12 protein-coding genes are annotated in these 14094 nt (G+C 65.3%); 4 read left to right on the top strand and 8 right to left on the bottom strand.

All coding sequences use genetic code 11. The annotated features are described in order from the left end of the window. Positions 1-16 precede the first annotated feature (16 nt). Positions 17-955, top strand: coding sequence for a 2-hydroxyacid dehydrogenase (locus B5D62_RS15825; protein WP_085934882.1), 939 nt, complete (start codon positions 17-19; stop codon positions 953-955). Positions 956-1020: 65 nt separating this feature from the next. On the opposite strand, the gene B5D62_RS15830 is transcribed toward B5D62_RS15825, so the two are convergent. Next, positions 1021-1539: a cupin domain-containing protein gene (locus B5D62_RS15830; RefSeq protein WP_085934883.1), complete on the bottom strand. Its 519-nt coding sequence runs from the start codon at positions 1537-1539 to the stop codon at positions 1021-1023. Positions 1540-1618: 79 nt separating this feature from the next. Next, positions 1619-2998, bottom strand: a complete 1380-nt coding sequence (locus tag B5D62_RS15835) for a leucyl aminopeptidase family protein (RefSeq protein WP_139373917.1) — start codon at positions 2996-2998, stop codon at positions 1619-1621. A gap of 97 nt (positions 2999-3095) precedes the next feature. Between B5D62_RS15835 and B5D62_RS15840 the strand changes: the two genes are divergently transcribed. After that, a complete protein-coding gene (locus B5D62_RS15840; RefSeq protein WP_085934885.1) occupies positions 3096-3764 on the top strand; it encodes a glutathione S-transferase family protein in 669 nt (222 codons plus the stop codon). A gap of 136 nt (positions 3765-3900) precedes the next feature. Continuing rightward, a complete protein-coding gene (locus B5D62_RS15845; protein WP_085934886.1) occupies positions 3901-4818 on the top strand; it encodes an energy transducer TonB family protein in 918 nt (305 codons plus the stop codon). A 15-nt stretch (positions 4819-4833) separates the two neighbouring features. Here the strand turns inward: B5D62_RS15845 and B5D62_RS15850 are convergent, their stop codons facing one another. Further along, positions 4834-6399: an alkaline phosphatase family protein gene (locus tag B5D62_RS15850; protein ID WP_139373918.1), complete on the bottom strand. Its 1566-nt coding sequence runs from the start codon at positions 6397-6399 to the stop codon at positions 4834-4836. Positions 6400-6440: 41 nt separating this feature from the next. Between B5D62_RS15850 and B5D62_RS15855 the strand changes: the two genes are divergently transcribed. Beyond that, positions 6441-7016: a DUF924 family protein gene (locus B5D62_RS15855; RefSeq protein ID WP_085935140.1), complete on the top strand. Its 576-nt coding sequence runs from the start codon at positions 6441-6443 to the stop codon at positions 7014-7016. Here B5D62_RS15855 and B5D62_RS15860 read toward each other — a convergent pair. The 5 genes from B5D62_RS15860 to B5D62_RS15880 are packed head-to-tail and all read right to left on the bottom strand — an operon-like array spanning position 6988 to position 14086. Continuing rightward, entirely contained in the window at positions 6988-7497 is a 510-nt protein-coding gene (locus tag B5D62_RS15860) for an O-acetyl-ADP-ribose deacetylase (RefSeq protein ID WP_085934888.1), read from the bottom strand. The genes B5D62_RS15855 and B5D62_RS15860 overlap by 29 nt on opposite strands. Before the next feature lie 4 nt (positions 7498-7501). Further along, a complete protein-coding gene (locus B5D62_RS15865) occupies positions 7502-8257 on the bottom strand; it encodes a peptidoglycan L,D-endopeptidase MepK (RefSeq protein WP_085934889.1) in 756 nt (251 codons plus the stop codon). Positions 8258-8304: 47 nt separating this feature from the next. After that, a complete protein-coding gene (gene cysG / locus B5D62_RS15870; RefSeq protein WP_085934890.1) occupies positions 8305-9711 on the bottom strand; it encodes a siroheme synthase CysG in 1407 nt (468 codons plus the stop codon). After that, entirely contained in the window at positions 9711-12329 is a 2619-nt protein-coding gene (locus B5D62_RS15875; RefSeq protein WP_085934891.1) for a nitrate reductase, read from the bottom strand. Before B5D62_RS15875 ends, cysG begins: the two co-directional genes overlap by 1 nt. Further along, positions 12326-14086: a NirA family protein gene (locus tag B5D62_RS15880; protein ID WP_085934892.1), complete on the bottom strand. Its 1761-nt coding sequence runs from the start codon at positions 14084-14086 to the stop codon at positions 12326-12328. The genes B5D62_RS15875 and B5D62_RS15880 overlap by 4 nt, the downstream gene beginning before the upstream one ends. Between the last annotated feature and the right edge of the window lie 8 nt (positions 14087-14094).

Consider the following 14094-nt stretch of genomic DNA (forward strand, 5'->3'; position numbering starts at 1 on the left):
TCACAAGGGGGACTTCATGGCGGGAGCCATTGCCTATATCAGCCGCGATACCGACGGCGTGGCGTGGAAGAAGGTGCTCGAGGCCGGATTGGGCCCGCTCGATTTCCGCACGCTCAAGGGTGGGCTGGGCAATATCGACGAGATCGAAGTGGCGCTGGCCTGGAAGCCGCAGCCCGGACTGCTGGCCACCTTCAAGAACCTCAAGATGATCGTCTCGCTCGGCATGGGCGTCGACCATCTCCTGGCCGACGACAAACTGCCGGCGGGCGTTCCCATCACCCGCATCATGGATGACGGGCTGGTGGGCCAGATGAGCGAGTACGCCATCTTCTGGGCCCTGCGCCACCATCGTGACATCGACAAATACGAGGCGTCGCAGCGCGCCAAGGTGTGGAAGCCCGAAGACTTCATCGACACCATCCATCGCCGCATTGGCGTCATGGGCCTCGGCACGATCGGTCAGGACACCGCCAGGAAGTTCGCGATGCTGGGCTTCCCGACCGCCGGCTGGAGCCGCACCGCCAAGTCGATCGACGGCATCGAGACGTTCCACGGAGCCGATGGCTTCCGGAGTTTCCTCGGCCGCACCGATATCCTGATCGACGTGCTGCCGCTCACGCGCGACACCCGAAACCTCCTCGATGCCGCGGCTTTTGCGGCTTTGCCCAAGGGCGCCTACTTCATCAACATGGCGCGCGGCGGCCACGTGGTGGATGCGGACCTGCTGGCGGCGCTGGAGTCCGGCCACGTCAGCGGCGCCGCGCTCGACGTGTTCAATACCGAGCCGCTGCCGGCGGATCATCCTTACTGGACCCATTCCAAGGTCCATGTGACGCCGCATATCGCGGGCGCCACCAACCCCCGCACGGCCTCACCCGGCGTGATCGAAAACATCAAGCGGCTGCACTCGGGGCAGCCGCTGATCAACCGCGTCGATCCAAAAACCGGATACTGAGAATCGTCGGCTTCACCGGAAGCCGGTCGGACGCGCCGCTGCGAGCGGCGCGCCGGCGGTCACGGTCAGGCTGCGACCTTCGACGCGGCCTTGATGTTCGAGCGCTTGACGTGATCGAGGTTGGCGCCCTCGATGCGGATGAGCTTGGTCAGCGTGTCGCGCTTCGGTGAATGCACGACGCCGACATCGTAGAAGTGAGCGTCGCCCGGCCTCAGAACATAGCTCTTCTCCGGTTCGACCAGGGTCGGGTTGGTGCCGTCGCCCTTCTTGACGATGCGCCAGTCGGTCATCTCGGTATCGCCAACGGCAAGGCCATAGATCGCCCAGCTCGAGCCGTGGTCATGCGGTTCGCCATGCGCCGGCTTCTCATAGACATGACCACAGATGCAGAAGCCCAGCTCCGGATCCTCGTACAACACCTTGCGCGGCTTGCACTGGTCGGCTGTCAGGTGCTTGGCGACGAAGTCGTGGTCCACCAGCGCCTTGGAGACGAGCTTGCACACGGCCTGCTTGCCGCCAAGGCCGGGATCCGACTTCAGGGCGTTGCGGATGTCGCTGCCCAACTGTTCCAGCGTATAGGTCATGTGATCCTCCAGTGACTGTTAATCGATCTTAGAATGCCCGGCCGCGGGCGAACAATGTCGCTCATCGGCCGGAGCGGTCTCACTTCTTGGCAACCCGCTTCTCAATCGCAGCGAAAATCGCCCGCGCGGCCTGGGCTTCGCCGCCCTCGGGCCGGCCCGGCCGAGCAGTATTGTTCCAGGCCATCATGTCGAAATGCGCCCACGGGACGTCATCGGGCACGAATTCCTGCAGATAAAGCGCCGCCGTGATGGCGCCGCCAAAGGCCACGCCGGGCGCATTGTTGATGTCCGCGACCTTGCTGTCGAGCAGACGACGATAGCCCTTGAACAGAGGCAGTCGCCACATCGGATCGGTGACGTCCTTGCCGGCCGCCACGAGCTGATCGGCCAGAGCATCGTCGTTGCAGAACAGCGCCGGCAGATCGGTGCCCAGCGCGACACGGGCGGCTCCGGTAAGGGTCGCGCAATCGATCATCATCGTGGGCTTCTCCGATGCGCCCTCGAACAAGGCATCGCACAGGATCAACCGGCCCTCGGCGTCGGTATTGCCGATCTCGACGGAGATGCCCTTGCGGGTCGGGACGACGTCGAGTGGGCGGAAGGCATTGCCCGACACGCTGTTCTCGACCGCGGGGATCAGCAATCGCAGCCGCACGCGCAGCTTCAGCGCCATGATCATCGACGCCACCGCCAGCATGGTCGCCGCGCCGCCCATATCCTTCTTCATCATCAGCATTCCGGTCGATGGCTTGAGGTCGAGACCGCCCGAATCGAAGCACACGCCTTTGCCGACCAGCGTCACTTTCGGATCGCTGTCGCGTCCCCAGGTCATGTCGATCAGGCGCGGCGCGCGCGCGCTGGCACGGCCGACCGCGTGCACCATGGGATAGTTCTTCTTCAGAAGATCATCGCCGACGATGACCTTGACCTTCGCCTTGTGGGCCTGGGCGAGCTTTTGTGCGGCAGCCGCCAGCTCCGCCGGCCCCATGTCGGATGACGGAGTCGTGATCAGGTCGCGCGCCAGGCAAATAGCGTCGATGATGGCCGTGGCACGCGCCTTGTCGGCCTTCTCCGGCCAGACGATCTTGGGACCGGGCTTGGCCTTCTTGCTGCGATAGCGCTCGAACCGCCAGGCGCCGAGGCCGATGGCAATGGCGGCATCGGTCGGCGAGACGGGTGCCGTATCGGTCAGTTTCCAGCTTCCGGGCGGCAACTTGGTCGATAGCGCGCCGAAATCCCACAGCGTCGGCTCGGCCGAAAGCACCAGTACGGCTCCAGCCGCTTTTCCATCCCGTCCCGGCAGGACGGCAAAATCGCCAGCCGCCCCGGCAAGGCCCAGCGACTCGAGCCATCCCTGGCACGACCCGTTCTGCTCCTTGAGCCAGTCCAGCCAGCGCGCCGGGGTCACAAACTGCACGGGCAACGAAGAAGAAGAGCGGTCGACGAAAGGCAACGACATAGCCATGCTCACCAAACTGTAGTGTAACGGCCAAGATTGCCGGTCAAACTCAGGGACTGGCAAGCGACCTGAGTAACGACGTGCGTAAGGAGGGGGTATGGCCGACTTCACATTGGTGATCGGCAACAAGAACTACTCGTCTTGGTCGCTGCGCGGCTGGCTCATGGCCCGCATCGCAGGGATCGACTTCGAGGAGATCGTGGTGCCGCTCGACCTGCCCGAAACGCAGCCGACGATCCGCAAGTATTCGCCGGCGGGCCGCGTGCCGGTCCTGCTGCACCGCGGACTCGCGGTTTGGGATTCGCTGGCGATCGCCGAATATCTCAACGACCTGAAGCCCGAAGCCGGGCTCTGGCCGGCTGCGGTCGCTGCCCGCGCCCATGCGCGCTCGATCTCGGCGGAAATGCATGCGGGCTTTCCCGAGCTTCGCAACAATATGCCGATGAACATTCGTGCCTCCTATCCCGGCACCGGCATGACGCCGGCCGTACGGACGGAAATCGAGCGCATCGCCAGCCTGTGGCGTGACTGCCGGAAGCGGTTCGCCGGCGCTGCCCAGAAGGACGAGGGCTTTCTGTTCGGCACCATCAGCGCCGCCGACGCGATGTATGCGCCGGTCGTAACGCGCCTGCGCACCTACGGTGTGAAACTTGACTCCGACGCCACGGCCTATTGCACCGCGGTCCTCGCCCATCCGGCAATGAAGGCCTGGATCGATGCCGCCAAGCATGAACCGTGGCTGATCGCAAAATACGAACTGGCCTAGGACGCGTCTCGGTCAAGCGGCCGGATATGGCGCAAGCGCCGCGCCACCTGCGGCGCCGCGCCCGGAGGTACGGCGACCGCCGACGGTTGCCGATAGGCTGGTGACGCGCCACATCGCATCCTAGAACGCCAGTGCCGTGACCCACGACGTCAGCCTTTCCGCGGATCGCTCCGAGCGCTTGTCGCCTCCGGCCCTTGCGCTGGCCGCGCTGTTGCACGTCGTGGTGGCCCTGGCACTGTGGTGGATGTCGGCCCACCGCCCACCAATTCCGCCACCGGAAGAAGAAGCGATCGAGATCACGCTCGAGCAGCCCAAGCCGAAACCGCCCGAGCCCCAGCCCGCTCCTCCCAAGCCACCGAAGCCGACCGAAGTTCCGCCGGAGGGGCTTCGTCCCCCCGCGGCCATTACAGCCGACAAGGCGACGCAGGTCCCACCGACATCCAACCATCCGACACCCGGTCGACCGACACCGGTGCTTCCGCCACAGCCTGAACAGTCCGTGCCCACTCCGCCGGCGGCTCCGACTCCTCCGGCCGTGACCGCCTATACAACGCCCACGCCGACCGTCCCGCCGCCGAAGCCGGAAGCGCACGCGGTACCGGTCCCGCCGCCGACGCCAGCGCCGAAGCCGGCGCCGCGGCAGCCGTCGCGTCCCGAGTGGCGTCCCTCGCCGCTCACGTCGGCGCCGGAACGACGCGCACCCCCCATGGCGCATGCCGAACCACCAACCAGCTCGCCGTTCGTCAATCCAGCGGACGTCTATAACCGTGCCCGCGTTTCCGACAATTACCTGTGGCAGGTCGCAAACAAGCTGACGGGCTATCGTTACTACGCCCGCGCCGACATCACGGAGGCGATGACGGTGATCCGGATCGTGATCGCGCGCGACGGACGGTTGCTCGACGCCCGGATCGCGCAGTCGAGCGGCTTCCCGGTTCTGGACAATGGCGTGCTGGCAGGCGTGCGCGCCGGTTCGCCCTACGCGCCCCTGCCGCCGAGTATCAAAGGGGAAAGTGCGGCCTTCGACCTGCCGCTCGTCTCCGTCAATCGTTAGCGCGCGGGACGAGCATCACCACACGCCGAAGAAGATGCCGTGCTTCTTGTGCGTGGCGGTACGCGCCTCGACATAGGCATCGTCGACGGTAACCCGCGTCTTACGGCCCTTGAGCCATGCCGAAAGCCGGCCTTCCATCTCGCGGCGAACATGGGCGTAGACATCGTTGCCGCCAAGATCGCGTTGCTCCCGCGGATCGGCGGCGAGATCGAACAGCATCGGCCGGAAATCCTGCCACCACACATACTTCCACCGGTCGGTGCGGACCATCATGGCCCGACACTCCCGCGGCTTCCGTCCGAGGATGAGACGCGCCTCGCGGAAGGAATAGTCCAGCTCGGCGAACACGGCCTCGCGCCACGTCTCCGAGTCACCGCCGCGCAGCAGCGGCAACAGCGACCGCCCCTCGACCAGATGCTCATTGGCCGGCAAGCCGAGGGCGGCGAGCGTCGTCGGCACCACATCGATCGCTTCGACGAAGCGGGTGTCGACCGAGCCGCGGGTCGCATCGGCCGCCGGATCGGGATCGTAGACGATGAACGGCACGCGTAGCGCTTCCTCGTAGAACATCTCCTTCTCGCCGAGCCAGTGGTCGCCGAGGAAGTCGCCATGATCGGAGGTGAAGAAGATCAGCGTATCGTCCAGACGACCGAGCCTCTCGAGATGAGCAAACAGCCGGCCGAGCCAATCGTCGATCTGCCGGATCAAGCCCATGTAGGTCGGACGCACCGTGTCGGAAGCGTCCGGCCGGCTGAAGGACACCGACTCCTCCTGCCGCCGATAGGCGGCGAGCACGGGATGCTGATCGGCAAGCTCGGCTTCGCTGCGGTTGAGCGGTAGGCAATCCTTCGCCGTGTACATCGCGTGATAGGGTGCGGGTGCCATGTAGGGCCAATGCGGCTTTACGTAGCTGAGATGAAGGAACCACGGCTTGTCGCCCATCTGATCGATGAAGCGCATCGCCTCGCGCGTCATGTAGGCCGTCTCGGAATGCTCCTCGGCAACCCGCGCCGGCAGCCTGGCATGCCGCATCTGCCAGCCCGACAACTTCTCGCCGTTCGGCCCGTCGGCAGCGATCACATAATCGCTCCAGGGATCGTTCGACGTGTAGCCATGCTCGGCGAGATAGGCGGCATAGCCACTCTCGCTGCCCGGTGGGGAATGGCCGTCGTAACGATCCAGCTCCTCGAAACGGCCGGCGCGCATCAATGCCGCGAGAGCAGAGCCTCCCTCGATGCCGAAGCGCTCGAGACCTTCGGCATCCGGCAGCACGTGCGTCTTGCCGGCCAGCGCCACGCGAATGCCCGCCGGCTGCAGGTAGTCGCCGATCGTCTTTTCGCGCAGGGACAGCGGCACACGATTCCAGGTGGCGCCGTGACTGAAGACATAGCGGCCCGTGTAATAGGACATGCGGGAAGGACCGCAGACGCCGGACTGCACATAGGCACGCGGGAACCGGACGCCTTTTTTCGCCAGCGCATCGATCGCCGGCGTCTGCAGATGCGGATGCCCGGCACAGGACAGATGATCGGCACGCAGCTGATCGCACATGATGAACAGAACGTTGCGGACCTTGCCCACGCCGGCTTCCCTCCTCTGACACGCGTTCCTATCTAAGCCGCATGAACGACGACACGTCCATCCGCGAGATCCTGGATTTCTGGTTCCTGCCGCTGGCCGACCCAGGGCATGGCCGGCAGCGCGAGATCTGGTGGAAGAGCACGCCGGCATTCGATGCCGAGATCAGGACACGATTTGCCGCCCTTCTCGAGCGTGCGATCGGCGGTGCGCTCGATCATTGGATGCAGTCGCCCGACGGCACGTTGGCTCTGATCGTTCTCTGCGATCAATTCTCCCGCAACATGTATCGTGGCGCGCCTCGCGCCTTCAGCGGCGATGCCAAGGCATTGCAAGCAGCGCGTGTCGCCCTCGCGCGCTTCTATCCCGCGATCTTTCCGGCGGATATGCGCGGCTTCTTCTATATGCCGTTCCAGCATAGCGAGGCGCTGGCGGACCAAGAATTGTGCTGCGCGCTTTTCTCGGCGCTGGGCGGCGCGGAGAACGTCAAATTCGCCTTCGGCCATCGCGACATCATCGCCCGGTTCGGGCGCTTTCCGCATCGCAACGACGTGCTGGCCCGGCCATGCAGCCCGGAGGAACTCGACTATCTCAAGTCGGCCGATCGCTTCGGGCAATGACGGCGCGATAGAGATCGGCCGTCCCCCGGTCGAAGCAGCAGAAGATGATGTGGTCGAGGTAGGCTTGCGCCTTCACCACGCGCACTGCGATTTCGGTGGCGGGCTCCTTCGGATAGCCGAAGATGCCGGTCGAGATGGCCGGAAAGGCGATGCTCTTGAGGCCATGCTGCTCGGCCAGCGTCAGGCAACGGCTGTAGCAGCTCGCCAGCAACTCGGGTTCCTGGTTGCCGCCGCCGCGCCAGACCGGTCCGACAGTATGGATGACGTGACGCGCCTTGAGGCGATAGCCCTTGGTGATCTTGGCATCGCCGGTGTCGCAGCCATGCAGCAAGCGACACTCGGCGCGCAATTCAGGGCCGGCGGCGCGATGGATCGCGCCATCGACGCCGCCGCCACCCAGCAGGCTTTGGTTCGCAGCATTGACGATCGCATCGACGTCCAGCTGCGTGATATCGCCCTCGACGACCTCGAGGAGCGCCATGATGTTACCAGTAGCGAATCGGCCCGGTATCGAGATGAACGAAACCGGAGCGGGGATAGAAGCCGACGCCGCCCATCTGGAGGGATCGCGCAGCCTGACGGATCTTGTAGACGGGCACGCCCGGGAAGCGGATATCCATGGCGTTGCCGTTCATATGCTGACTGTCGCGCGCCACGCCGCGGCTGACACTGGCCAGCCAGGCATTGGTCTCAGGCGAGCGATAGGCCGACAGCACTTCGACGGTGCCGTGATAGTCGCAGAGCTGCATGGTCTGCCACAGCACGTCGAGCACCAGCGGATCCATCTCGGTCTGCTCGCCCGTCTTCACATCACGCAGGAAGTGATTGAGCTGATCGAGAGCATCGCGGCGGTAGCTGCCGTCCGACCAGTAGGTCACGCTGATCGTCTCGCCCGAATTGACGTTCACCATGCTCAGTGAACGGGGGCTCGTGGTGTCGAGTTGCGGCGGCTCGATGGGCGCCGAGGGCGCGAACCCGCCGTAGCGGGAGCCGCGAAGGCTTTGAGGGGTTGTCGGCTGACGCACCGGCGCCGGCTTGCGGACGACGCTTTGGACGGCAGCAACTTTGTGCACGGCATGCGAAGCCGACTTGGCCGCCGCCGTCGTTGTCTTGTGGGTCGTCGTGGCCGAGGAGGCGCCACGAACGATTTTTGTTTCAGAGACCCCCGTCGCGGTGGTTTGCGCGAAGGCCGTGCCGGCAACTGCCAGGGTGATAGCTGCACTTAACAGGATACGACGCATCCTCGCCCCGAGTTTGTTGCATTTTTGCCACAGGTGTTTCGCTTGTATCAGAGGCCAACTCGGGACTCAAACCGAATTTCTTTGTCGCGACTGAGGGCTAGACCGACAACTTCACCTAGCACGCACAGCGTCGGACCGTGCAGTCTGGCGCCCACCGCCTGCTGCTCAATTGTGGCCAAAGTGCCCACAATCCGCCGCTCCTGCTCGGTGGTGCCGCTCTCGATGAGCGCCACGGGTGTCGCCGGCGAGAGACCATGCCGCACGAGCTGGCGAGCAACCAGCGGCAGCGTCTCGATCCCCATGTAGACGACGACGGTCTGGCGCGGCCGCGCCAGCATCGGCCAGTCGAGCGCGATGTCGCCATCCTTCAAGTGAGCCGTCACGAAGACGCAGGCCGGAGCATAGAGGCGATGGGTGAGCGGGATGCCGGCGCTGGCGGCGCAGCCCAAGGCGGCCGTAATGCCCGGCACAACTTCGACCGTGACACCGGCACGCGCCAACGCCTCGATCTCCTCTCCGCCGCGGCCAAAGACCAGAGGATCTCCGCCCTTCAGACGCACCACGTTCTTGCCGGCATGCGCGAGCGCCACCAACCGTCGGTTGATCTCGGCCTGCTGAAGCGACGGCAATGCACCGCGTTTGCCGACATAAACACGTTCGGCATCCCGGCGCGCCAAAGCGAGCACCTGGGGCGAGACGAGTTGGTCGTAGACGACGACATCGGCGCCCTGCAGCAGGCGATGCGCCTTCAGCGTCAGCAAGTCGGGATCGCCGGGGCCCGCCCCAACCAGATGGACCATGCCGACCGGCGAGCTTTCGCCGCGCGCACCATCCAGCAGGCGGATGAGCTCCCGTCGCGCGGAGATCTCGTCGCCCGCCAGCGCTAAGGCTGCCACTCGGCCTTCGAAAACGCGATCCCAGAAACGGCGGCGGGATCGCGGCTCTCGTAAGGTGCGCCGCACCTGTTCGCGGAAGATATCGGCAAACAACGCGACACGGCCCAGGGCCGCCGGCAAGGCACGCTCGATCTCGGCTCGCACCTTGCGAGCGAGCGCAGGCGCCGCCCCTCCGGTGGAGATCGCGACCGTTACCGGGCCGCGATCGACAATCGCCGGCATGATGAAGCTCGACAGTGCGGGACCATCGACGACATTGACCGGGATGCCGCGCGATTGGGCCGATTGCGACACCCGTGCCTGCAGGCTCTCGTCCTCGGTGGCGACGATGACCAGGCTGACGCCCAGGAGTTCGTCATCGCTGAAGCAGCTGCCGGCCCAGGTGACGCGCGTATCGGTGATGAGCTGCGCGACTTCACCGGTAACCGTGTCGGCGATCAGCGAGACCTGTGCGCCAGCGGAAAGCAGCAGCTCGATCTTGCGCGCGGCCTGATCGGTGCCGCCGACGACCAGGGCGCGACGATCCCGCAACGACAGGAAAAGAGGAAAGGTCTGCATCACGCTGCCTTTCTCGATTTCACGCCGCGCAGCAGCGCCCGAATTTCCGGGCGACAGGAGCCGCAATTGGTTCCGGCATGCGTCTCTGCGCCAATCTCGGCGAGCGACAATGCGCCAGCGCCGATGGCAGCCTCGATGGCAGCACGCGACACGCCGAAGCAGGCGCAGATTTCGCCGCCGCGGTCGTCGGCTCCGCCGCCTTCGAGCAGGGCAGCCCGCTGGTCGGCCGTCAGCCGCCCCATCGACAGGAAGGGAGACAGCCGATCTCGCGCGGCCTCGTCATGGTCTTCGCTCAGCGCCAGCACGGCATCGACGACGCCATCAGCGATCACCGCGCCGATCCCTTTCGCTCCGTCGACCCAGGGCCCAGGATTGGTCGCTCGCACGGCTACCGACAACAGTCGTTTAGCCTGCTCCAGCGACTGCTCACCCGCCATGACATAAGCATGACAGCCAGCGACTCTGACTCGCGCCCCGTAGGAAACCTCCGGCACCATGATCGGCCGGCGAGCGAGAATCGTGCCATGCCAGCAGACCGGTAGCTTCAGGACTTGAACGGGCGTGTGCTTGAGTTCGGGTTGACCGGAAAGGCGATCGACCGCCGGATTGACGGCTGCATTTACCTTGCTGCTTCTGGATAATTGCGCGGTCCAATGCATCGGCGCGAAGATATCGCCCGGCCTCACGGCATCGGATACATGCACCTTGAAGACGGCCCGTCCCCAGCGACTCCTCAACTCGGCGATGTCGCCGGTCCTCAAATTGCGGGCTGCGGCGTCGAGAGGATGCAAATCGACGGTCGGCTCGGGGCGATGCCCCGCCAAGCGGACTGATTTCCCCGTCCGGGTCATCGTATGCCACTGATCACGCACACGACCGGTGTTCAATCGCAAGGGATGTTCGGGATCAGGAGCGTGCTCCGGCGGCCGGACCGGCGTGCCGACGAAACGGGCTCGGCGGTCGACATGAAAGAAGTCGCCACCACCGAAGAAGCGTCCTCCGGTTGCGGCCGCCTTTGTCGGAGCCGGCCAGACGAACGGTGCGAGGCACCCATAACCGGCATCGTCGAGGGTCGCATAGGCGCCGATATCGAAATCCCGCGTGCCCTCATTCTCGAAGGCCGACAGTGCGGCATGCTCACGAAAGATGTCGGCCGGGCCAGTCCAGGCAAAGGCGTCGCCATACCCAAGTCGGCGCGCAACCTCGGCGATAATCCACCAGTCCGGCCGGGCCTCTCCCGGCGCGGGCAGAAAGGGCCGTTGCCGGGAGATACAGCGTTCGGAGTTGGTGACCGTGCCTTCCTTCTCGGCCCAGGCCAGCGCCGGCAGTCGCACGCGGCAGGCATCGACCGTGTCGCTGGCCCGCACCGCCTCGGAGACGATCGAGAGGTCGCAGGCTGCGAGGGCGGCGCGCACGGCATCGGCATTCGGCATGCTGGCGACCGGGTTGGTCGCCATGATCCAGAGCGCCTTGATCTCGCCTCGGCCGACCGCATCGAACAGATCCACCGCCTTCAACCCGGGCTTCGATGCCAGACGCGAAGTGCCCCAGAAGCGGCCGACACGGTCGAGATCGGCCGGAGCGAAGTCCATATGCGCCGCCAGGGCGTTGGAAAGCGCGCCGACTTCGCGTCCTCCCATCGCATTGGGCTGGCCGGTGATGGAAAACGGCCCCATGCCGGGCCGACCGATCCGGCCGGTCAACAGGTGACAGTTGATGATGGCGTTGACCTTGTCGACACCCGCCGTCGACTGGTTGACGCCCTGGGAATAGAGCGTGACCGTCCGCTCCGTCTTCGCGAACCAGTCGAAGAAGAGAGCGAGGTCGGCCGCGGACAGCCCGCAGGTCCCGGCATCGCCGGCGGAGGCCATCGCCAGCGCCGCGTCGAGACCGGCCGTGTGCTCGGCGACAAAATCGGCCGCTGTCGCGCCGCGTTGGTGCAGCTCGGTCAGCAGACCATTGAAGAGGGCGACGTCGGAGCCGGGCCTCAACGCCAGATGCAGATCGGCGATATCGCAGGTCTCGGTGCGTCGAGGATCGATCACCACGACCTTCATCCGGGGCCGCGCCCGCTTGGCCGCATCGAGCCGCTGGAACAGGACGGGATGACACCAGGCCAGATTGCTGCCCACCAGCACGACCAGGTCGGCCTGTTCGAAGTCCTCGTAAAGACCCGGCACCGTATCGCTGCCGAAGGCGCGCTTGTGTCCGGCAACCGAGGAGGCCATGCACAAGCGGGAATTGGTGTCGATATTGGCCGTGCCGAGGAAGCCCTTGATGAGCTTGTTGGCGGCGTAATAGTCCTCGGTCAGAAGCTGGCCGGACACGTAGAAGGCCACAGCGTCCGGTCCGTGCTGTGCGATGACCGTCCGCAGCCCGGCAGCGACGTGATCGAGCGCGGCGTCCCATGAGACGCGCTGCCCGTCGATCTCCGGATATAGAAGACGATCCTCGAGCGACAAGGTCTCGCCGAGCGCGGCGCCCTTCGAACAGAGCCGTCCCCGATTGGCGGGATGATGCCGATCGCCTTCTATCTTGGCTCCGCCCATGCCGTCGGGAGTGGCCATTACGCCACACCCGACTCCGCAATAGGGACAGGTCGTCGCGACGACTGTCATGCCGCCATCGCGTGAACCGTCACCTGGCTTGCGAGGTCGCGCAGCCGTTCGATGTCGTGTCGGCGGCAGAACTCGAAGAAGGTCTCCGACGCCGTTTCACGGTTCCTAAGCCAGGCCGTCAGCAGCCGCTCGATCAGCGGCGGCAGATCGTCGAACGGAATCGATGCCGCATAGTCCCGCGCCATCGCCTGCTCGGCCGTCGCGGCGGCGCCGCCGCCGATATAAACATGGTAGCCCTCGACGCTGTCCTCGTCTCTCTCGACCTTGCAGGCGAGCAAGCCGATATCGCCGATATAGTGCTGAGCGCAGGAATGGTGGCAGCCCGTGAGGTGGATATTGACCGGCTGATCGATTGTCAGACGCCCCTCGAGATAGTCGGCAAGCTTGAGCGCGTGCCCCTTGGTGTTGGAGGCAGCGAACTTGCAGCCGGCATTGCCGGTACAGGCAATAAGGCCGCGTCGGATAGCGCTGGCCTCGACGGCGAGGCCGAGCGCCTGTATCGCCGCGATGCAGACGCCGACATCCCGATCCGCCACATCGGAAATCAACAAGTTCTGCCACACCGTGAGGCGCAGCGTGCTGCTGCCGAAGCGCTCGGCGATCTCCGCGAGTCCGCGCATCTGCAGCGTCGTCATGCGGCCGACCGGCAACACGATGCCCAGATAGTTGAAGCCGGCCTGCTTCTGGGGATGCACGCCGATATGACCGTGCTTGTCGCCAAGCGGACGCGGCGCGATCTCCGCGCCCTTCGCCCGACGCAGCGGTGTACCGTACAGTTTCTCCACCTCGGCCACGAAAGCCTCGTGCCCCATGCGGTCGAGCACATATTTGAGACGCGCCTTTTGCCGATTGGTGCGATCGCCGTGCGCGATGAAGGCACGCACGATGGCATCCGCAACCGCGATGCACTCCTCCGGCTTCACCAGAATGCCGGTCTCGGCCGCAAAATCGCGGTGGCCGGTGATGCCGCCGAGCTGCAGACGGAAATAGACACCAGGCTCGATATTCTCTCCGCCCACGACACGACAGGCCACGAACCCGATATCGTTGGTATCCTCCAACGTCGGCACCTTGCCGCCCCCGTCGAAGGCGATATTGAACTTGCGCGGCAGCCCGTAGAGCGGGCGGCTGTTCAGGATGTGCTGATTGAGCGCCGTACAGAGGGACCGCGTATCGTAGACTTCCTGCGGATCGATGCCGGCCGTCGCGCTGCCGGTGATGTTGCGGATGTTGTCGGCGCCCGATCCCCGCGCGGTCAGACCCAGGGACTGGAGCGCCATCAGCATGTCCACCGCGTGATGCGCCGGGATTTCGCGGATCTGCAGGTTGGCCCGCGTGGTGACATCGGCGTAGCCGCCGCCGAAGGAGTCCGCGGCGTCCGCCAATCCGACCATCTGGCGCACCGACAGGATGCCGTTGGGAATGCGCAGCCGGCACATGAAGGAGTCCTGTGCCGGAGCGACATAGAAAAGACCGTGATACTTGGCCAGGAAGACGTCGATACCCTTGGGGAACTGCCCGGTCTCCGCGCGTGCCACCACCTCGGGCCAGCGATCGAGAGGGTGACGCTGGCGCTTTGCCTTCTCCTCCGCAACGAGCTTACCGCCCTGCTCGACAGTACGGTCCTGGGCCGCCAGCATCGGCGAGTCCGGCCCATCCGCGGCGGCCGCCGGCGCCGCATTCTGACGCTTGGCGGCGGCGATGCCGGCGCGGAACCCCTCCAGCCAAAGTCTCTGGCGTGCGTCGAGTTCTGTCATGGCGCGAC

The organism is Enhydrobacter aerosaccus (assembly GCF_900167455.1).
In the GTDB taxonomy this organism is placed as follows: domain Bacteria; phylum Pseudomonadota; class Alphaproteobacteria; order Reyranellales; family Reyranellaceae; genus Reyranella; species Reyranella aerosaccus.